The organism is Achromobacter kerstersii, from assembly GCF_902859595.1.
GTDB lineage: Bacteria > Pseudomonadota > Gammaproteobacteria > Burkholderiales > Burkholderiaceae_B > Achromobacter > Achromobacter kerstersii.
Genome location: NZ_CADIJQ010000008.1, coordinates 68,336 through 88,929 on the forward strand (window position 1 = coordinate 68,336; position 20,594 = coordinate 88,929).

Annotated in this window: 17 protein-coding genes; 9 read left to right on the forward strand and 8 right to left on the reverse strand. The window is 65.3% G+C overall.

Features of this window, described 5'->3' with window-relative positions; translation table 11 throughout:
• Positions 1-51: 51 nt before the first annotated feature.
• On the reverse strand, positions 52-960 hold the full coding sequence (locus HV765_RS21665; RefSeq protein WP_175170906.1) for a LysR family transcriptional regulator: 909 nt from the start codon (positions 958-960) through the stop codon (positions 52-54).
• A 164-nt stretch (positions 961-1,124) separates the two neighbouring features.
• Here HV765_RS21665 and hmgA point away from each other — a divergent pair, with 164 nt between their 5' ends.
• Together hmgA and fahA are read left to right on the forward strand one after the other, a co-directional pair.
• On the forward strand, positions 1,125-2,423 hold the full coding sequence (gene hmgA / locus HV765_RS21670) for a homogentisate 1,2-dioxygenase (RefSeq protein WP_175170907.1): 1,299 nt from the start codon (positions 1,125-1,127) through the stop codon (positions 2,421-2,423).
• 119 nt (positions 2,424-2,542) lie between these two features.
• Positions 2,543-3,862 (forward strand): fumarylacetoacetase, encoded by a 1,320-nt coding sequence (gene fahA / locus HV765_RS21675; RefSeq protein WP_175170908.1) that lies wholly within the window; start codon positions 2,543-2,545, stop codon positions 3,860-3,862.
• Between the two features lie 505 nt (positions 3,863-4,367).
• Here the strand turns inward: fahA and HV765_RS21680 are convergent.
• Both HV765_RS21680 and HV765_RS21685 read right to left on the reverse strand, forming a co-directional pair.
• A complete protein-coding gene (locus HV765_RS21680) occupies positions 4,368-6,263 on the reverse strand; it encodes an LTA synthase family protein (protein WP_054423156.1) in 1,896 nt (631 codons plus the stop codon).
• Between the two features lie 294 nt (positions 6,264-6,557).
• Entirely contained in the window at positions 6,558-7,286 is a 729-nt protein-coding gene (locus HV765_RS21685) for a FadR/GntR family transcriptional regulator (RefSeq protein ID WP_054423157.1), read from the reverse strand.
• 175 nt (positions 7,287-7,461) lie between these two features.
• Between HV765_RS21685 and HV765_RS21690 the strand changes: the two genes are divergently transcribed.
• The 5 genes from HV765_RS21690 (at position 7,462) to HV765_RS21710 (ending at position 12,133) form a co-directional block, all read left to right on the forward strand.
• A complete protein-coding gene (locus HV765_RS21690; protein ID WP_175170909.1) occupies positions 7,462-8,307 on the forward strand; it encodes an NAD-dependent epimerase/dehydratase family protein in 846 nt (281 codons plus the stop codon).
• 8 nt (positions 8,308-8,315) lie between these two features.
• Complete coding sequence (locus HV765_RS21695) at positions 8,316-9,194, forward strand: SMP-30/gluconolactonase/LRE family protein (RefSeq protein WP_175170910.1); 879 nt, start codon at positions 8,316-8,318, stop codon at positions 9,192-9,194.
• Between the two features lie 116 nt (positions 9,195-9,310).
• The gene (locus HV765_RS21700; protein WP_054423160.1) at positions 9,311-10,288 is read left to right on the forward strand and encodes a TRAP transporter substrate-binding protein; all 978 of its coding nucleotides are present in this window, start codon (positions 9,311-9,313) and stop codon (positions 10,286-10,288) included.
• Positions 10,289-10,295: 7 nt separating this feature from the next.
• Complete coding sequence (locus tag HV765_RS21705) at positions 10,296-10,859, forward strand: TRAP transporter small permease (RefSeq protein ID WP_175170911.1); 564 nt, start codon at positions 10,296-10,298, stop codon at positions 10,857-10,859.
• Positions 10,850-12,133, forward strand: a complete 1,284-nt coding sequence (locus tag HV765_RS21710) for a TRAP transporter large permease (RefSeq protein WP_054423161.1) — start codon at positions 10,850-10,852, stop codon at positions 12,131-12,133. The genes HV765_RS21705 and HV765_RS21710 overlap by 10 nt, the downstream gene beginning before the upstream one ends.
• Here HV765_RS21710 and HV765_RS21715 read toward each other — a convergent pair.
• The 5 genes from HV765_RS21715 to HV765_RS21735 form a co-directional block, all read right to left on the reverse strand.
• Positions 12,085-12,876, reverse strand: a complete 792-nt coding sequence (locus HV765_RS21715; protein WP_175170912.1) for a phosphatase PAP2 family protein — start codon at positions 12,874-12,876, stop codon at positions 12,085-12,087. The genes HV765_RS21710 and HV765_RS21715 overlap by 49 nt on opposite strands.
• 65 nt (positions 12,877-12,941) lie before the next feature.
• A complete protein-coding gene (locus HV765_RS21720; protein ID WP_175170913.1) occupies positions 12,942-14,348 on the reverse strand; it encodes a sensor histidine kinase in 1,407 nt (468 codons plus the stop codon).
• Positions 14,345-15,058 (reverse strand): response regulator transcription factor, encoded by a 714-nt coding sequence (locus tag HV765_RS21725; protein ID WP_054423361.1) that lies wholly within the window; start codon positions 15,056-15,058, stop codon positions 14,345-14,347. Before HV765_RS21725 ends, HV765_RS21720 begins: the two co-directional genes overlap by 4 nt.
• Before the next feature lie 52 nt (positions 15,059-15,110).
• Positions 15,111-16,526: an FAD-binding oxidoreductase gene (locus HV765_RS21730; protein WP_054423163.1), complete on the reverse strand. Its 1,416-nt coding sequence runs from the start codon at positions 16,524-16,526 to the stop codon at positions 15,111-15,113.
• A gap of 96 nt (positions 16,527-16,622) precedes the next feature.
• Complete coding sequence (locus HV765_RS21735) at positions 16,623-17,252, reverse strand: BPTD_3102 family carboxylase-like protein (RefSeq protein WP_175170914.1); 630 nt, start codon at positions 17,250-17,252, stop codon at positions 16,623-16,625.
• Between the two features lie 325 nt (positions 17,253-17,577).
• Here HV765_RS21735 and HV765_RS21740 point away from each other — a divergent pair, with 325 nt between their 5' ends.
• Entirely contained in the window at positions 17,578-18,972 is a 1,395-nt protein-coding gene (locus HV765_RS21740) for a phosphomannomutase/phosphoglucomutase (RefSeq protein ID WP_054423165.1), read from the forward strand.
• Between the two features lie 7 nt (positions 18,973-18,979).
• A complete protein-coding gene (gene pgi, locus HV765_RS21745) occupies positions 18,980-20,533 on the forward strand; it encodes a glucose-6-phosphate isomerase (RefSeq protein WP_175170915.1) in 1,554 nt (517 codons plus the stop codon).
• The last annotated feature ends 61 nt before the right edge of the window (positions 20,534-20,594 follow it).

Below are 20,594 nucleotides of genomic sequence, written 5' to 3' on the forward strand. Positions count from 1 at the left end.
GCGCGGCCCGGCACGGAAATAATCATCCGCCCGAGGCGCGCGCAACCCCTCCTAGGCGCCCACCGCGAACGTGTTGACGATCAACGCGCGCAGCCATTGGTTGCCGCTGTCCCGGTCCACCCTGCGCTGCCAGTACAGGTTCGTCTGTAGCGCAGGCACTTTCACCGGCGGGGTCATGTAGCGCAGGCCGAATGGCGGCGCGGCGCTGGCGGCCAGCTTTTCAGGCACCGTCGCCAGCAAATCCGTTGCGCTGACGATGTACGGCACGGCCGAAAAATGCGGCACGCTGAAGTGCTCGGCCAGCACGATGCCCGCGCGCTCCATCGACTGATTGACCTGCCCGTAAGGCGCAGCGCGCGACACGATCAGATGGCGTTCCGCCCGGAACGCCTTGATGCCCATGCCCGCATGCGCCGTCGGATGCGCCTGCCGGAACAAGGTTGCGTAACCCTGGCGAAACAGCATGCGTTGCAGCGTGCCCGCGCCCATTTCGTCGAACGCGCCGATGGCCAGATCGACGCGGCCCGACTCCATTTCACGCGGCAGGTCCGGCCCTTGTACCCGCACGGAATCGATGCGCACGTGTGGCGCGACTTGCACGCACACTTCCATCAAGCGCGGCATGAAGTGGATTTCGCCTACGTCCGTCATGGCTACGCGAAAGCGTCGCGTGCTGGTGGCGGCGTCGAACACATCCTGATCTTGCAAGGCCTGCGTCAGCACGGTCAGCGCTTCGCTGACGGGGCCGGCCAGCCGCTGCGCGCGAGGGGTGGGCAACATGCCCTGGGCGGTGCGCACGAACAGTTCATCACCAAAGGCGTCACGCAAACGGCGCAAGCCGTTGCTGACCGCAGGTTGCGTCAAATCCATGCGGCGCGCCACGGCCGACAGGTTGCGGTCTTCCAGCAGGTGCTGAAACAGGATCAACAGGTTCAGATCGACATCACGTAGTTCCGCCATCACGCCCCCTACTATTCACAAAATTTATAGTCTGTATTTTTGCATTCCCGTAGCCCTAGCGGGCGTTTTTTCCGACAATGGCGAATCGGCCCTGGGTACGCCCAGCACAGCCACCCCATACCGATCGCGCGGCCAAGCACCGCGCCGCCACCCAGGAGGATTCCATGGAACTGCAATATCTGACCGGTTTCGGCAACGACTGCGCCACCGAGGCTTTGCCCGGCGCGCTGCCCGTCGGCCGCAATTCGCCGCAGCAATGCCCTTACGGCCTGTACGCCGAACAGCTGTCCGGCACGGCCTTCACGGCCCCCCGCAACGAAAACCGCCGCTCGTGGCTCTACCGCATTCGCCCGGGCGCGCAGCACAAGCCGTTTGAAGCGTTTGGCGGCGCGGCAGGCTGGGAAAGCACGTTCGGCCACGGCCCGGTGACGCCGAATCAGTTGCGCTGGAGCCCGATGCCCATCCCGGATGCGCCCACCGACTTCCTGGAAGGCGTGAAGACGTGGGGCGGCAACGGCAGCCCCGACGAGCAAGGCGGCGTGGCCATACACATGTACGCGGCCAACCGTTCGATGCAGGGCCGTTTCTTCTACAACGCCGATGGCGAGCTGCTGCTGGTGCCGCAAGAAGGCCGTCTGCGTTTGGCCACCGAGCTGGGCCTGATCGACCTGGAACCCTTGGAAATCGCCGTGATTCCGCGCGGTGTGCGCTTTCGTGTCGAGCTGTTGGACAGCACGGCGCGCGGCTACATGCTGGAGAACTTTGGCGCCACGCTGCGCTTGCCGGAACTGGGCCCCATCGGTTCGAACTGTCTGGCCAACGCGCGCGACTTCAAGACGCCGGTTGCCTGGTATGAAGACGTGGAAGGCGATTTCGAATTGATCGCCAAGTTCACGGGCGGCTTCTGGCGCGCGTCCATCGACCATTCGCCGTTGGACGTGGTGGCCTGGCACGGCACGCACGCGCCGTACAAATATGATCTGCGCCACTTCAACACCATCGGCTCGATCAGCTTCGACCACCCGGACCCGTCGATCTTCACCGTGCTGACCGCGCCGTCCGACACCCCGGGCACGGCCAACATGGATTTCGCGATTTTCCCGCCGCGCATCCTGGCGATGGAAAACACGTTCCGTCCGCCCTGGTTCCACCGCAACGTGGCCAGCGAATTCATGGGCCTGATCCAAGGCGTCTACGACGCCAAGGCCGATGGCTTCGCCCCCGGCGGCGCCAGCCTGCACAACTGCATGAGCGGCCACGGCCCCGACGCCGAGACCTTCGAAAAGGCCTCGCACGCCGACACGCACGCCGCGCATTACATTCGTGACACGATGGCGTTCATGTTCGAAACGCGCCGCGTCATCCGCCCGACGGAGCAAGCGCTGGCGTCGGTAGAATTGCAGGGCGACTATTACCGGTGCTGGCAGGGTATCGTGAAGCACTTCGACCCCACGAAGGCGTGACGGCAGCCCCGCGCTGATCCCTCCACGGCGGTGCGCGACAGCGCATCGCCGTTTTGGCATTTCAGCGATACCGTATTTCGGCATTCCCATTCCCACCATTACAGAAGAGACACGCAGCCATGACCACCACGATCAACGAAACCCACGATCCGTCCTTGAAGAGCTGGATCGCCAGCGCCAACACCGGCACGTCAGATTTTCCGGTGCAAAACCTGCCGTATGGCGCGTTCCGCCGCAAGGGCGCACAAGAGTCGTTCCGCCCGGGCGTGGCGATCGGTGACCAGATTCTGGACCTGGCCGCGCTGGCCGCGAAAGCACCGTTCGAAGGTCTGGCCGCGGAAGCCTTGGCCGCCTGCTCGGGAGACAGCCTGAACGCGCTGATGGCGTTGGGCCAGCCGCACTGGAGCGCGCTGCGTCTGGCGTTGTCGCGTGCTTTGCGTGAAGGCGCCGCGTTGCGCGCCACAGTCGAGCCGCTGCTGGTGGCGCAGGCCGACGCGGAGTACACGACGCCCGCGCGCATTGGCGACTACACCGACTTCTATATTTCGGTGCACCACGCCACCGCAATCGGCAAGCAGTTCCGTCCCGATAATCCTTTGCTGCCGAACTACAAGTGGGTGCCGATTGGCTATCACGGCCGTGCATCGAGCATTGGCGTGGACCAGAAATTCCCGCGCCCGGTTGGCCAGACGCGTCCCGCTGCTGAAGGCGAAACGCCGCAATTCGGCCCGTGCACACGGTTGGATTACGAACTGGAACTGGGCATTTTTGTGGGTACGGGCAATGAGCAAGGCGAGCGCATCGGTCTGGCCGATGCTGACGCGCATGTGTTCGGGCTTTGCATTCTGAACGATTGGTCGGCGCGGGATATTCAGGCGTGGGAATACCAGCCGTTGGGGCCTTTCCTGTCGAAGAATTTTGCGTCGACGATTTCGCCGTGGATTGTGACGATGGAAGCGCTGGAGCCGTTCCGTACGCAATGGAATCGTGGCCCGGCCGAACCGCAGCCGATGCCGTATCTGGCGTCCGATGCAAACCGCGCGAAGGGTGCGTATGACGTGCAGTTGGAGGTGCTGATGACGACGGCGCAATCGCGTGAGGCGAAGCTGCCGCCGGTGTCGCTGTCACGCAGCAATTTCCGGGATGCTTACTGGAACGTGGCGCAGCTGATTACGCATCACACGGTGAACGGCTGCAATCTGCAACCGGGCGACATGCTGGGAACGGGCACGCTGTCAGGTCCGCAGCCGTCGGAAGCCGGGTCGTTGCTGGAGTTGAGCAATGGCGGGAAGACGGCGATTGATCTGCCTTGGGGGGAGAAGCGGACGTTCCTGCAGGACGGGGATCAGGTGATCATGCGGGCGGCTTGCGAGAAGGCGGGGTATCCGAGGGTTGGATTTGGTGAAGCGTCGGGGGTGGTGTTGCCGGCGCGGGGTTGATGATTGCTTGCTCGCGGGGGGGTGTTTGCTCGCGGGGTTGAGGGGGGTTATTTGCGGGCGGCTTAGGGGGATGTAGGTCGCCCATCGGCGCGATGGCCCTGGCGGCGTGCGCCCACGATTGCGGTCCGGAGCCTTCGCTCCGGACTTGCCTAGGCGGCCCCCCCCGTTGTCATCTTCGTCACCCGCCGTTGGCGGGTTCCTTCAGATTCCCTCGGGCGCATCGAGGTTGCACGCCGCCAGGGCCACCGCGCCGACGGGCTGCCGCCGTCTTGGGTCGGTGCGCTGCTAGGGTGTGCCTTAATTACGAGTGCTGCGGGGCCCGCCGAGTGGCGGCCGCGCGGGCGGCCTTACTCGGCATACGCACAGGGGGTCGCTCGCTTGGTGATCGCTTCGCGAATGCGGGGCGTGGTTTGTTGATGTCCCCTCGCGCGTGTTTTGTGGGGTATAGGGTGGCGCGCGGTGGGCACTGCCTTGCGCGTGCCTACCCTTTGCGCGCCATCCCCCCTCAAGGCAACCGGTACTTTTCTTCGCGGTAGACCCAGCTTGCCCACAACGCGTGCGCTAACGCTTCTTCCGTCAGCGTCGGGTCGGCGGGCGTGATCGGGGCGTACACCTCATCCTTGCCAACCGGGGCAGCCTCGTATTTGAACTCTCTGGGTTCCTTGGCGGGTTCCAGCACCAGCAGCTTGTCGCCTTGCAAATACCCGAAGTTGTCTGCGTATTGCATGATCGCGCGGTTGGGGTCGCGTTGGGTCAGGTCGGCGCCCAGCATCGGGTTCACGTTGTCCAGGCCGATCAACGACAACAGCGTGGGCGCCATGTCGATCTGGCTGACCAGGCGTTCGTCTTGGCGTGGCGTAATGCCTGCGCCCAGGAACATTGCCGGGATCTGGAAGTGGCGGACGGGGACGGGGATGGAACCGTAGACGCGGGAGTCGTGGTCGGCGATGACCAGGAACACCGTGTTGTCCCAGTACGGCGCCTGCTTGGCTTTCTCGAAGAACTGGCCCAGCGCCCAGTCCGCGTAGCGCACCGTGTTGTCCACAGTGGCGGGGTCGCCGACCGGTTTGATGCGGCCTTCGGGGTATTCCCACGGCGAGTGGTTGCTGACCGAGAACGCCAGGGTGAAGACGGGCTTGTCGCCGTCGGCGCGCAGCAGGCGGTCGACCTGGTTGAACATGTCTTCGTCGGAGGCGCCCCATGACCCTTCGAACACCGGGTTCACGAATTTGGGGCGGTCGATGACTTCGTCGAAGCCGTTGCCCAGGAAGAAGGCGCGCATGTTGTCGAAGTGGGATTCGCCGCCGTACACGAAGCGCGAGTGGTAGCCGTGTTTGCCCAGTACCTGCGCCAGCGTGAAGAAGCCGGTTTGCGAGCGGGGGAGTTTGACCACGGCATCGGCGACGCTGGGCAGGAAGCCGGCGGTGACGGCTTCGATGCCGCGTACCGAGCGCGTGCCGGTGGCGTAGGCGCGGTGGAACATCCAGCCTTCTTTCGAGAGGCGGTCGATGTTGGGCGTGAGGTCGCGGCCGCCCAGGCTGCCGACGTATTGTGCGCCCAGGCTTTCCTGCAAGATGATGACCACGTTCAACGGTTTGTCGCGGCGTACCGTGGCTTTCTGTTCGTGCAGGCTGGGGTAACGCGGGTCCAGCGGCGCGCCGGTCAGGCCGGCTTTCTCGCGGACGATGGCGTTCATCTGGTCGACCGGCATCTTCGGATACATGGCGGCGGAGGAGCGTTCATCGCGCATGCGATAGGCTGCATCAAACACGCTGTACAGCGAGTTCAGCGCCAAGGAATTGACCATGGCGTCCGAGCTGAAGGCCACCTTGGCCGGGTTGATCGGGCGATGTTCCAGCGTGCCGCGCGCGCCCAGGAACACCAGCGCCAGGATCACGAACGATGCAATCGGGCGCTTCCACCATGCCATGAACGGGTCACGCGCACGCGTGGGGAACAGCTTCACGGCCAACCAGGCCGCCACCACCAGCACCACGAACGCGGCCAGCAGCACGCCCTTGTAGCCCTGCCACAGCATAGAACCCACTTCCTTCGGATTCAGCAGGTAGATGAAGTACAGACGGTTCGGCCGCGTGTCGTATTCAGCGATGAATTGCGGCGTGGACACTTCCAGCAGCGCATACAGCATCCACCAGATGCGGAACCACCATGCGGTGATGCGGGCCGCCAAAGGACGGTGCCCGAACCAGGGCGAGAACACCGCCGGCAGCGCAATCACCATCGACAGCAGGCAGACGTCGATACGCAATCCGCCGAACAGCACCGGCCACAGGCCGCCAGCGGCTTGCACGCGGTCCCACATCCAGAACGACAGCCCCAGACGCGACAGCGTCAGCAGCGCCAGAATGGCAAGGATGAATCGAAGTGTCAGGCGGCGCATGCGGCGGCCCTCCCGAGATAGCGAGCGCTCGCCGTTTCAGATGAAAGAATGCCGCGGGGGGTGCCTAGCAAAGCCATGCTGCGTCGATGTCCGGAATGAAAACGGGCAAAGATTAACGCGGTTTTGCGCCAACCAGCGGCCGATCGCGTGACGTGAGCGTGACATCGTCGTAACGCCAGCGTGACGTAGGCGTCAGGCCAGCGTGATGTCGACGTCACGCCAGCGCGATGTCAAACGTTGTACGACATCGTATTTCACAAACAGGGCCGCATCTGACGCGGCCCGTCTGTCGCGCTATTGCGCACGGCGCAAGCGTTCGCGGCTGTTGCTCAAGTGCGTGCGCATGGCGGCGCGGGCGCTCTCGGCGTCTTGCCGCATGATGGCGCTGTAGATGTCTTCGTGTTCGAGATTCACGCGCGCCAGATAGGCGGCGCGGTCTTCATGCGCGAACTTGGCGGAATTGATGCGCGTGCGCGGAATGATGGCCGAGCCCAGGTGCGACATCAGGTCCGCGAAGTAGCGGTTGTCGGTGGATTGCGCTATCAGCAAATGGAATTGAAAGTCGGGCGTGATGGTGTCGCCACCACTTTCCAACGCGCTGCGAAACAAGTCCAGCGCGCGGCGCATGTCTTGCAGCTGCGTGTCGCTGCGGCGAATGGCGGCCAGGCCTGCGGCCTCGCTTTCCAGGCAGATACGCAGTTCCAGCAGCACCAGCACATCGCGCACGGTGGCGATGTCGGCGGGGTCGACGCGAAAGTCGCCACTGCCGTTGGGCTCTAGCGCATAGGTGCCGACACCGTGATGCGTTTCAACCAGACCGGACGCTTGCAAGCGCGACAGCGCCTCGCGCACGACGGTGCGGCTGACACCAAACTGACGCATGATTTCGGATTCGGTGGGCAGCTTGTCGCCCGGGCGGATGTTGCCGCTGCGGATGCGTTCCGAGATGCTTTCCACCAGGCCTTGGGCCAGATTTCGGGGACGACGCTGCGGCAGAACAGAGGTATCGACTGGAGCGTTCACGGGATGTAGTCCGAAATTGATTGCACAAAGCTTGACGCTGAAATTTGGGGCTAATTATACTTTGCGCAGGTTGTACGACAACGTACCAGATCGCCCCCCCTCTGCACAGGCTTCTGGACGTTCATCCGCATGAGTATCTGCCTGGATATCCGTCTCTTTCACCGAGCGTTGCGACATGAACCAAACCGTCAACACCCCGCCTGCCCAGTTCCGCTGCCATCGTTTGCTATTGACCGGCGCCGCCGGCAACCTGGGCAAGGTGTTGCGTCCCCGTCTGAAAGCCCACGCAGATCTGCTGCGCGTGTCGGACGTGGCGGACGTCGGCCCCGCCGACCCCGGCGAAGAAACCCTGCCCTGCGATCTGGCCGACGCGGCCGCCGTGTCCACCTTGGTTGAAGGGGTCGACGCCATTGTGCATCTGGGCGGCGTCTCGGTAGAGCAGCCTTTCGACGTCATCCTGCCCGCGAACATCCAGGGCATCTACAACCTGTACGAAGCCGCCCGCCTGCACGGCGTTCGACGCGTGGTGTTCGCCAGCTCGAACCACGTCATCGGCTTCTACGAACAAGGGCAGCAGCTGAACGCCGACGTCCCCTTGCGGCCCGACGGCTATTACGGCTTGAGCAAAGCCTACGGCGAACACCTGTCGCGCTTCTACTTCGACCGCTATGGCATCGAAACCGTGTGCCTGCGCATCGGCTCATCGTTTCCCGAACCCAAAGACCGCCGCATGATGGTCACGTGGCTCAGCTACGACGACCTGACGGAGCTCGTCACCCGAGCCCTGTTCACCCCCGGCGTTGGCCATCTGATCGTCTACGGCGCATCCGCCAACCGCGACCGCTGGTGGCACGACGACGCTGCGAAAGTACTGGGGTTCGTCCCCAAAGATTCTTCCGAACGCTTCCGCGCGCAAGTTGAAGCGCAGCCGCCGCTCGCGGCCGATGACCCGGCCGCCCGCTATCAAGGCGGCGCGTTCGTCAAGGCCGGCCCGTTTCCCTTTCCCCCCGCCTCCAAGTAAACGCCACCATGTCCACCCTGGCCGAACGTATCGGGGATCTGGTTTGCGGTGTGGGCGAAAGCCCGGTCTGGCGCGCCACAGAGCAGGCCTACACCTGGACCGACATCCCCGGCAAAACGCTGCACCGGTGGTCGCCCTCCCATGGCACGTTTGAGCATTGGGCGCTGCCGCAGATGGCGGGCAGCATCGCGCCGCGCGGCGCGGGCTGGCTGTTGGCGATGGAAGACGGCCTGTACGGCTGCGGTCCGCTGCAAGCGGGCGCGCCCTGCACTCCTGAACGGATCGCTGCGGTGGCCCACGCGGCCGCCGGTATGCGCTTTAACGATGGGCGTTGCGACCGCCAAGGCCGCTTCCTGGCTGGCACGATGGTCATGGACATGGGTTTGGCGCAAGCCGCCGGCAAGCTCTACCGCTACGACGCTCACGGCGTGGCGGTGCTGCTGTCTGACCTGATCGTGCCCAACGGCCTGGCGTTCAGCCCGGACGGCAAGACGATGTACCTGTCAGACTCGCATCCGTCGCGCGCCAGGGTCTGGGCGTTCGACTACGACATCGACACCGGCACGCCGCACAGCCGCCGCCCCTTCATCGACGCCCTGCCCGCGGGCCGGCCCGATGGCGCGGCGGTGGACACCGATGGCGGCTACTGGATCTGCGGCAACGACGCCGGCCGCGTCTACCGCTACACGCCCGAGGGCAAACTCGACCGCACCTATACCGTGCCCGCCGCCAAAGTCGCGATGTGCGCCTTCGGTGGCGCGGCCATGGACACCCTCTTCATCACATCGATACGCCCCGCGAACGCCGCCCCTGGCGCGCCCGACGGTGGCGTATTCGCCCTGCGCCCCGGCGCGCAGGGCCTGGAGGAAACCGCAAGCACCGGTTAGCACCCGACCGGAGCGCCCGCATCGTCCCGCGCCCCACGCAAAGTAGGTCTGTACACATAGAGCTTCGAGGCCGACCCGGCCCTTAACGAAACGCCGTACTCCAACCGGAGGTAGACATGCTGCGCCCCACCCTGACCCGCGCCATCCTGGCGGCGGCTGCCTTGCTGACGCTGATTCCCGCCACCCAAGCCGCCGAACTGCGATCCGCCGACATCCATCCCGACGACTATCCCACCGTGCAGGCCGTGCGCCAGTTCGGTGAACTGGTCAAGCAACGCACCAATGGCCGCATCACCGTCAAGGTGTATGCCGGCGGCGCGTTGGGTAACGAAGACGATTCGATCGAACAGGTGAAGATGGGCGCGCTTGCCATGGCGCGCGTGTCCAGCGCCGCCATGCACAACATCTGCCAGACCACGCGCGTGCCGTCGCTGCCGTTCCTGTTCCGCTCGAAAGACCATCTGCACAAAGTGCTGGACAGCGAAATCGGCGACCAGATCCTGCGCTCGTGCGAAGCCGCGGGCTTTGTCGGGCTGGCCTGGTACGACAGCGGTTCGCGGTCGATGTACACGCGCAACAAGCCGATCAAGACGCTGGCCGACGCCAAGGGCTTGAAGATTCGTGTGCAGCAATCGGACCTGTCTGTGGCCATGGTGGAAGCAATGGGCGGCAACGCCACGCCGATGCCGATGGGCGAGGTCTATACGTCGCTGAAGACCGGGCTCGTGGATGCCGCGGAAAACAATTTCCCCAGCTACGAAAGCGCGCATCACTACGAGGTCGCCAAGTTCTACTCGATGACCGAACACACGATGACGCCGGAAATTTTGATCTATTCCAAGCGGCAGTGGGACAAGCTCACGCCCGAAGACCAGAAGATTCTGCGTGAGGCCGCGCGCGAATCGGTGCCCTATATGCGCAAGCTGTGGGACGAGCGCGAGCAGAAATCCCGCGCGGTGGTCGAAAAGGCCGGGTCGCAGATCGTGGAGGTGGACAAGGCGTCGTTCCAGGGTGCGATGAAGCCGGTGTACGACCGCTTCGTCACCACGCCCGAGATGAAAGACCTGGTCGCAAAGATCCAGGCCGTCCAGTGAGGACATCATGTTGGCCACTCCTACGAATGAACCTGAGATGACCGGGGGAGGCGGGGCGCAAGCCCTTGCCGCTCCGCTGGACGCCTACACGCGCGCCTGCGCGTGGATTGCCCGGGCCTGCATGTGGACCAGCGTGTTCGGGCTCGTCTGCCTGATCATCGCCGTCAGCCTGCAAATCTTTGGCCGCCACGTGCTCAACAGCACGCCCACCTGGGCCGAAAGCCTGGCGCTGCTGCTGGTGCTGTACGTCACCATGCTGGGCGCGGCGGTTGGCGTGCGCGATGCAGGCCATATCGGCTTTGAATCGCTGCTGGACGCCTTGCCCCCCGTTGGCCAGCGGCGCCTGCGGATCTTCATCCATCTGCTGGTGCTGCTGTTTGGCGTGCTGATGGCCTGGAACTGCGGGATGCTGGCGGAATCCGTGTCTGCCTACAAGATCCCCAACCTGGGCATTTCCAACGCCTGGAAATACATCCCCGCGACGCTGTCTGGCGCCCTGATCGCGCTCTTTTCCGTTGAGCACATCATCGCCATCCTGCGCAACCATAAGGTGGTACCGGCATGGCGCTGACACTGCTTTCCTTTACGTTCATGGGGTTTCTGGTGATCGGCGTGCCGGTGGCGTTCGCCATTGGCTTGTCGTCCATCACCGCCATCATGGTCGAAGACCTGCCCTTGCAGGTTGCGTTCCAGCAGATGACCTCGGGCATGAACGCCTTTTCGTTCCTGGCCATTCCCTTCTTCATCTTCACGGGCGAACTGATGCTGTACGGCGGCATCGCCGACCGCATCGTGACGTTTGCGAAGTCGCTGGTGGGGCACGTGCGCGGCGGGCTCGGCATGTCCAACGTGGTGGCCTGCACGCTGTTCGGCGGCGTGTCCGGGTCGCCCGTGGCCGATGTGTCGGCGATGGGGTCGGTAATGATCCCGATGATGAAGCGCGAGGGCTATCACGCCGACTACGCGGTGAACGTCACCACGCATGCGGCGCTGGTCGGCGCGCTGATGCCTACCAGCCACAACATCATCATCTACACGCTGGCGGCGGGCGGCAAGGTGTCGATCGCGGCGCTGATCGCGGCAGGGGTTGTGCCCGCGCTGATCCTGACCTTGTGCAATCTGGCGGCGGCGTACTTCGTGGCGCGCAGCCGCGGGTATCCAGCGGGCACGTTTCCGGGATGGCACATCGTGCTGCGGTCGCTGATCGCGGCGGCGCCTGGCCTGTTTGTTGTGGTGTTGATCATCACGGGCATCCTAAGCGGCGTTTTCACCGCAACGGAATCCGCGGCGGTGGCGGTGTTGTATGCGCTGGCGCTGACGATCTTCGTGTACCGCTCGCTGACGTGGGACCAGTTCGTGCGCGCCGCCAGCAAGGCCGTCAAGACAACCGGCGTCGTGCTGCTGCTGATTGGCATCTCGGCCACCTTCGGCTATCTGATCAGCTTTTATGGCGTAGCGGAAAAGACGGGCGAATTGATGGCGTCGGTATCGACCAGCCCGTGGGCCATCTTCTTGATGGTCAACATCATCCTGTTCGTGCTGGGCACGTTTCTGGACATGGCCGCCACCATCCTGATCTGCACGCCGATCTTCCTGCCGATCTGCATGCAGTACGGCATGGGGCCGGTGCAGTTCGGCATCGTGATGCTGCTGAACTGCGCGCTGGGCTTGAACACCCCGCCCGTGGGGACCACGCAGTTCGTGGGGTGCGCCATCGGCGGCGTGTCGGTCGGCACCGTGATGCGCACAATCTGGCCCTTTTACGGCGCGCTGCTGGCCGCGCTGGCGCTAGTGACCTATGTGCCGGCGTTTTCGCTGTGGTTGCCGGGCGTGCTGCTCAACTGAACCGGCGTTTGCCGGGCCGGGCCGCGCGCAGCGGCTCGGCCCACGATCACCGGGTAGAAGAACAGCGCCGCCAGAAACCAAAGCAAGGTGGCCGACCACAGCGTCTGGCTCAGGAAATGGGCGCCTTGCAGAATGCGTACCACGGAAAAGGCGACGCCTGCGGTCACGCCCAGGGCCAGGCCCCACCAGCGCCACGCCGGACGGTTCAGCGCCCAGCCCGCGAAATACAGCGTCAGCATCGAATAGCCGGCGCCCGCGTGGCCGCTGGGCAATGCGCCGCCCGCCCGCGCACGCGCCCACGTCCACCAGTGCAGCGGGTATGGCGTGTAGCCGCCCAGCGTTTCCAGGTCATAGGGGCGCGGCAAGGTCGTGTGGTGTTTGAGCTGGTTCACCGCCAGTTGGCCAACCAGGCAGGTCGCCGCCAGCGCAAGCGCTGCGCCGCGCCAGGGACGCAAGGCGGGGATGCGAAAGCTTGCCACGGCCGCCGCCACGGCCGCCAACGCCACGCCAATCGGCAGCGCAAGCACCATGCGATGTCCGAACAGATCGAACCAACGATTCAGGTGCAGCGGGAAATCATCCAGGGCGGGATCGAACAGCGCGCGGGCGATGCGCATATCCATGCCCGAGGCATTGGCCCACCAAGCCAGGCACGCCAGCATCAGCGTGACGCCGACGAGCTGCGTGCTCAGGTACCACGCAGGCGACGGCGCATGCGGCGCGGACAGCAAGGGGGACGACATGGATCAATGGACTGGGGACGCGTCGGACAAGCAGAAAGCTTAGAGCGCGGGCAGTCGAAAAATCGTCAAATTCGATCTTGTGTCTTGGGCGCAACGCCGGCTGTGGAGCCCGGGCGCGGGGTGCTGGACGTGGCGGAATTCGTGGCGGCATCAACGCCGGCTGCCGCGTCGAAGCGCAACGAGAATCGCGTGCCACGCGTTTCGGGTTCGCGCGACGACGCCACTGTCAGCGACCAGCCCTGCATGTCGCACACGCGTTTGGCGATGGCCAGGCCCAAGCCGCGCGCGGTCTCGTCATGCGCGCCGACGCCGGAGTCGCGCAGCCGGCCGCTGTAGTAGCGGCGGAACAGGAACGGCAGATCGGCTTCGGCGATGCCTTTGCCGTCGTCGCTCAATTCCAGCACGCCATCGTCGGTGAACCGGGTGGTCAGCGTCGCCGGGGCGGCATGCTCGACCGCGTTGCGCACCAGGTTGCGCAGCACCGTCAGCAAGGCGTAGCGGTCCAGCGTCAGGACGTGGCCGGGGGCAATCTGGTTGTCCCAGCGCAGGTTGGCGTGTTGCGCCTGCACCTCGTAACCGCGCCAGGCGTCTTCCATGCAGTCGGCGATATCAACCGGGGCGGGCAGCAGCAATTGGTCGCGCGCCATGGCTCGGGCGCTTTCCAGGCACACGATCACGTCGTCCACGTTGTCCATGACACGCGTCAGGCGCGTGCGCTGGTCGGGCGTCAGCGCCTGCGTCAGCAACATCAGTTCACTATCAGAGCGTATGGCGGCAAGCGGCGTGCGCACCTCGTGGCTCAGGTTGCCCGCAAACTCGCGTTCGCGGGCGATGGATCGGTCAACCTGGTTCTGCACCCGGTTGAAGGCTTCGATCAGGCGGCCGGCCTCGTCGTCGCGGGTGACGGCCATATCAGGCGACCCGGGCGCCCAGGTCGATAAACGGTCGGTCAAGTCCAAGAGCGGCCCCACCGCCACCGTAGCGACGCGCCGCGACAATGCGTAGGCGCCGACGACGCAAATGGCGCCCACGCCCAGCACAATCAGGCCAAAATCGTGGACGCGCTCTTCGTTGTCGGTCGCGTCGTACAGCAGATACACCTTGCCGCGCCCGGTCTCGGCCACCATCACGTGCCAGGTGTAGGCGCCGGGTTCGATCAGGTGCAGCCCGTTATCCAGGCCGAGCACTTCATCGGGAATGCCGGCCGGACGCTGTCCGTCCACGCTCATCCAGGCGCGCATTGATCCGCCCAATTCGCGTGCGCCCTGGCGCGGCATGAATTCGTCGCTGGCGCGCGCATGCTGCACCAGCCGGTCCATTTCGGTATTGAGAATGTCGTTGACCAGATCGTCTTCCATCTGGTCGAACGTCAGGTAGGCCAAGAGCGCCAGCGCCGTCACGAACAAGGCGACCGTGCCCGTCAGCGCCCACACCACGCGCTGCGTCAAGGTGCCGGTGGCAGCGCGCGTCATGCCGCGGCCCCGCCCAGCGTCAGGCGCCAACCGGTGCCGTGCATGGTCTCGATGCCATCAAAGCCGGCATCCGCCAGCGCGCGGCGCAGCAGATGGACCTGGCTGCGCAGCGCGTCAGAGGACGGCGGCTCGTTGCCCCACAGCATGGACTCCAGCTCTTCGCGCGCCACGACCCGGCCGGGGTCGCGCATCAGCGCTTCCATGATCAGGCCCGCCTTGCGCGTCAGATGCACGGGCGTGCCGTTCACCGATACCGCACGGCTGCGCGTGTCGTACTGCACCGGGCCAAACACGCGCACCGAATCCACCGTTGAGCCCTTGGCGCGCTGAATCAGCGCCAGCAGACGTGCTTCGACTTCGAGCAACGCGAAGGGTTTGGTCAGGTAATCGTCGGCGCCATGGGAAAAGCCCGCCAGCTTGTCTTCCAGGCTGTCGCGCGCGGTCAGGATCAGCACGGGCACATCCACGCGCCGTTCATTGCGCAACGCGTGCAGCACCGCGTTGCCGTCCATGCCCGGCAAGCCGATGTCCAGGATCAGCGCGTCAAAGCGTTGCTCTTTCATGCGTTCCAGCGCGGCGTGGCCGGTGTAGGCCACGTCCGGCAAAAACCCGCGCACCTCCAGGAAGGAGAACAGGTTGCCGGCAATGATGTGATCGTCTTCAACGATCAGCACCCGATGATTCGCACCCGCCGCGGGACTGACTGCCATCATTGAGGCTCCGTGTGAAATAAGGAACGCAGGGGGTAGCGGACCACGCCGCTCAGCCTTGCAGCACCTTGCCCGGATTCATGAGCCCTTGCGGGTCCAGCGCGCGCTTGATCCGGTGCATCAGCGCAAGTTCGACAGGGCTCTTGTAGCGCGGCAGTTCGTCGCGCTTGAGTTGGCCCACGCCATGCTCGGCGCTGATCGAGCCGCTATGCGCATGCACGCTGTCATGCACCACGCCGTAGATTTCGCTTTGCAGGGCGAGCAACTCGGCCTCGGTCTGGCCTGCGGCGTTCGCCACGTTGTAATGCAGATTGCCATCGCCCAGATGCCCGAAGATCACATGGCGCACGCCAGGAAAGCGGGATTGCAGCAAGGCATTGGTCTTGTGCACGAAACCGGCGATGGACGAAATGGGAATGGACACGTCGTGCTTGACCGACTTGCCCAGCTCGGCTTCGGCCAGCGGAATGCTTTCGCGCAAGTGCCATAGCGCCTTGCTCTGCGCCACGTTGGCGGCGATGACGGCATCGTCGACGAGACCGGCGTCGATGGCCTCGCCCAGCACCGCTTCAAAGCGTTCACGCGCATGCGCTTCGCTTTCGCTGTCGGACAACTCAAGCAACGCAAACCACGGAGACTCGGCGGACGCGCCTTCGAAGGGCAGGCGCTGCTGCGGGAACAGCCGCACGACAGCTTGCAGGCAGGCGCCGCTCATCAATTCAAAGCCCGTCAACGCTGCGCCAAAACCGGTGCGTGCGCGCGACAGCAATTCCACGGCGTGGTCGATCGTGTCGAGGGTGAGCAGCGCGGTGCACGACGCCACCGGCCGGGGGAACAGTTTCAGCGTGGCGGCGGTGATGATGCCCAGCGTGCCTTCGCTGCCGATATACAGGTCGCGCAGGTCGTAGCCGGTGTTGTCCTTGCGCAGGCCGCGCAGCCCGTTCCAGATTTCGCCATCGGCCGTCACCACTTCCAGGCCCAGCGCCAGGTCGCGCGTGTTGCCGTAGCGCAGCACCTGCGTGCCGCCAGCGTTGGTGGCCAGGTTACCGCCGATGGTGCAGCTGCCTTCGGCCGCCAGGCTGAGCGGGAACAGGCGGTTGGCCGCTGCGGCGGCCTCTTGCACGGCTTGCAGGATGCAGCCCGCTTCCACGGTGATGGTGTCGTTGTCGGTATCCAGGTTGCGTATGGCGGTCAGGCGGGCGGTGGACAGCACCACGGCGCGGCCGGAGTCGTCAGGCGTGGCGCCGCCGCACAGGCCGGTATTGCCACCTTGCGGCACCACCGGCACGCCGTGATGCAGGCACAGTTTCACGGCGTCGGCCACTTCCTGCGTGGACCCGGGGCGTATCACCGCCAGCGCGGACCCCCGATAGCGGCGGCGCCAATCCTGCACATAGGACTCGGCATCCACACCGGTCAACACATGGGTGAAACCCAGGAGGGACTGAAGATCGCTCAGCAATGTCATAGCAGCCGCACAAGAATGGCCTGGTCTCGCCCAGGCGCGGGTCTAGGGATGTGCGGACTATTGTAGGGGCGGAATCGCGCGGGCCGAAGCGCCGCGCTAGCCGACGGCCTGGTCCAGGCGCGTGCCGGTCAGGCCGGAGCAATAAGCGCGGGACGCGATGCGGTTCATCAGGAATGCCCGGTCAACGCCGGCGGGGCCGGGCATCTCGGACAGCGCCCGGTACGCGCGGCGCAGCGCCTCGCCCCGCGTCGCGCCGCAGACCAGCAGGCGCGTGCAGGGAAGGCGGCGGTCCACGCAGCCGTCGATGCGCATTTCCAGGGCGTGCGCGTTGTCGGGATCGGGGCTGACCATGGCCGAACCGCTGTGCGGCTGCGCATCGGCGCCGATCACCCTGAACACGCCGCTGCGGTCATCCAGCGCGAACGCCACGGTGCCCATGCCCTGCCAGCCGCGATCGCGCGCGACATCGGCGGCAACGGCGCGCAGCGCGGACTCAATGGAAGCGGGAAGATGCGGCGCCGGGCATTCAGCGATCAGGACGCGCGCGTCGCGCCAGACACAACGTTCCCAGGCGCGGCCAGACGACAATTCGCCGGCATCGGAGTGGAATACATGGATATCAAGCCGGCGTTCGCGGCCAGCGGCTGGCCCGGCGAAATCCGTGGGGGGGCCTCGCCGGCTGGTGGCGCCTCCCGATGACATGACAGTAGATACTTTGGCACCCATGGCCCCTCCCGGTCTTTCTACTTGCAGCGCAAGCGTATCACCTTCGGATGACGAGCAAGTTCCATGCCACGGCAGCGCCCCTGGGACAGGGCCTTTCAGCCCCGCCGCGTCATGCACCGGATCAAGGCGATACGGCCGCGCCACGCACCAAACCAGGGCACGCGCTACCGTTAAGACGCCCTACGCCGACCGAGGGATGAAGGCGCATGCGCCGATGGAGGATAATTCACACCTTGACCCTCTTTTCAGGCGGGTTTTGGCATTCGGGTTTTCCATTAGTCCCCGCCCAAATCCCCCGTTGCAACTCCCTTATCAAGGAATCGTCGTGGGCAATAACAAGTCGCAGTTTCCCGCCTCGGTCTTCAAGGCCTATGACATCCGCGGCACCGTGCCGGACCTGATCGACGCGTCGTTCGCGCGCGCCCTGGGCGTGGCGCTGGCCGGCCGCGCGCGCGAGGCCGGCGTGCAGACGCTGGTGGTGGGCCGGGATGGCCGCTTGAGCAGCGACATGCTGTCGATGGCTTTGCAGGAAGGCATGCTGGAAGGCGGTGTGGACACCGTGGACATCGGCATGGTCCCGACCCCGCTGGTCTATTTCGCCACGCACATCATGCAGTGCGGCTCGGGCGTGGCCATCACGGGCAGCCACAATCCGCCCAAGTACAACGGCTTCAAGATGATGATGGGCGGACGCGCCCTGTACGGCGATGATGTGCAGGCGCTAGGCGCCGCCATGAACGGCACGAGCCCCGCGCCCGCCGAGCGCGCAGGCGTGCGCCGCCAGCTGGATCTGGTGGCCGCCTACATCGCGCGCGTGGCCTCCGGCGTGAAGCTGGCCCGCCCCATGAAGATTGCGATCGACTGCGGCAACGGCGTGGCGGGCGCGGTCGCGCCCCAGCTGTTCCGCGAGCTGGGCTGCGAAGTGACCGAACTCTTCTGCGAAGTGGACGGCACGTTCCCCAACCACCACCCCGATCCCGCCGAACCCAAAAACCTGCAAGACCTGATCAAGTGCGTGCGCGAGACCGATTGCGAACTCGGTCTGGCGTTCGACGGTGACGGTGACCGCCTGGGCGTGGTCACGAAGTCGGGCCAGATCATTTGGCCGGATCGCCAACTGGTGCTGTTTGCCCGCGACGTGCTGGACCGCAACCCCGGCGCCACGATCATCTATGACGTGAAGTGCAGCCGCCACGTGGGCTTGTCGGTCGAAGCTGCGGGCGGCGTGCCGCTGATGTGGAAGACGGGCCATTCGCTGGTCAAGGCCAAGCTGGCCGAAACCGGCGCGCCGCTGGCGGGCGAAATGAGCGGCCACATCTTCTTCAAGGAACGCTGGTACGGCTTTGATGACGGCCTCTACACCGGCGCGCGCCTGCTCGAAATCGTGTCGCGTTTTGCCGACCCGTGCGCGCCGCTGGAAGCCTTGCCGCAAGACGTGTCCACGCCCGAATTGAAGCTGGAAATGGAAGAAGGCCAGCCCTTCACGCTGGTGAAAGCCTTGCAGGACCAGGGGCAATTCCCCGACGCCCGCCGCGTGATCACCATCGACGGCGTGCGCGCGGAATACGCCGACGGCTTTGGCCTGGCGCGTCCGTCGAACACCACGCCGGTGGTCGTGTTGCGCTTCGAGGCCGAGAACGCCGAGGCCCTGGCACGCATCCAGGCCGACTTCCGCCGCGAACTGGGCAAGCTGGCGCCAGACGCCAAACTGCCGTTCTGAGCCGTCCATGTCACTGTCCAACAGCCCAGCCTGGCAACGCTTCACCGCAGCGGCCCACGCCGCATCGCGGCGCGGCGAGCAATTGCGGCTGATCCCGGCGCCCGGTTTGCGCCTGGACCTGAGCACCCAGGCCCACTCGCCCGACTTGCAGGCGGCTTCCGGCGAACTGCTGGCGCAGCAAGGCTTTGACGCCGCGCGCGCCATGCTGTTCGACGGCGGCCACGCCAACTGGACGGAAGGCCGCGCCGCCTGGCACACCGCCTTGCGCGCGGCGGAGCCGCCGCCGGCAGTCGCCAACGCCGTGCAGGCCGAACGCGACCGTCTGCGCGAATTCGTGCGAGAGGCCGATGCCGCCGACCGCTACGGCTATGTGCTGCATCTGGGTATCGGCGGCAGCGACTGGGGGCCGCGCCTGGTCACCCGCGCGCTGCGCCATGGCGGCGCCCGCCGCGAAGTCCGCTTCGCGTCGAACGTCGATTCGCATTCGGTGGCCGACGCAATGAGCCGGCTGGACCCGCACGACACACTGGTCATCGTCGCGTCGAAATCGTTCACCACGACCGAACCGTTGGCCAACGCCGAAGTGGCGATGAACTGGCTGCGCGACGCGGGCGTGGCCGACCCGATCAAACAGGTTGTGGCGATCACCGCCAACGTGGAAGCCGCGCTGAACCTGGGCATTCTGCCCGACCACATCTTTCAGATCTGGGACTGGGTGGGCGGGCGCTATTCGCTGTGGTCGGCCATCGGTCTGCCCATCGCCTTGGCGCTGGGCAACGATGCGTTCGACCAGCTGCTGGCCGGCGCCGCGGCCATGGACGAACACTTCCGCACCGCGCCGCTGGCCGACAACGCGCCCGTGCAAATGGCGCTTTCGGGGGTCGTGAATCGCAGCGTGCTGGGGTATGACTCGCTGGTCATCGCGCCCTATGATTCCCGGCTGTATCACCTGGTGCCGTGGGCGCAGCAGCTGGAAATGGAATCGCTGGGCAAGGTCGCCACCGCCGACGGCAGCCCCGTGGGCGTTCCGACCGGCGCGGCGATCTGGGGCATGTCAGGCACCGACTGCCAGCACACCTTCTTCCAATGGCTGCATCAGGACTCCATGGGCGCGCCCGTGGATTTCATCCTGTGCGAACAGCCCGACCACGATTACGCGCGCCATCACGAGCTGCTGATCGCCAATTGCCTGGCGCAGCGCTCGGCGCTGTTGCGCGGAAAATCGTTCGAGGAAGCGTTGGCGGAAACCTCCGCCACCGAACGCGACCCGGCCCGTGCGCGGCTGCTGGCGCAGCATCGCGTGCACCCGGGCGGCCGCCCGTCGTCACTGATTGTGTTGCCGCGCTTGGAAGCCTACACGCTGGGCGCGCTGCTGGCCCTGTACGAACACAAGGTGTTCACGCAAGGCGTGATCTGGGGCATCAACCCGTTTGATCAATGGGGCGTGGAATTCGGCAAGGTGCTGGCAAAGAGCATCATGCGCGAACTGGATGCGCCGCAGCCTGGCCAGCAAGACCCGTCGACCCGTTTCTGGATCGACGCGATGGCGCGCCGCCACTAGGTTGCCCAGCGCGGAGTACGCCACGCGGCGTGCTCCACGCAGCACGCCCTATTTTTGTTCA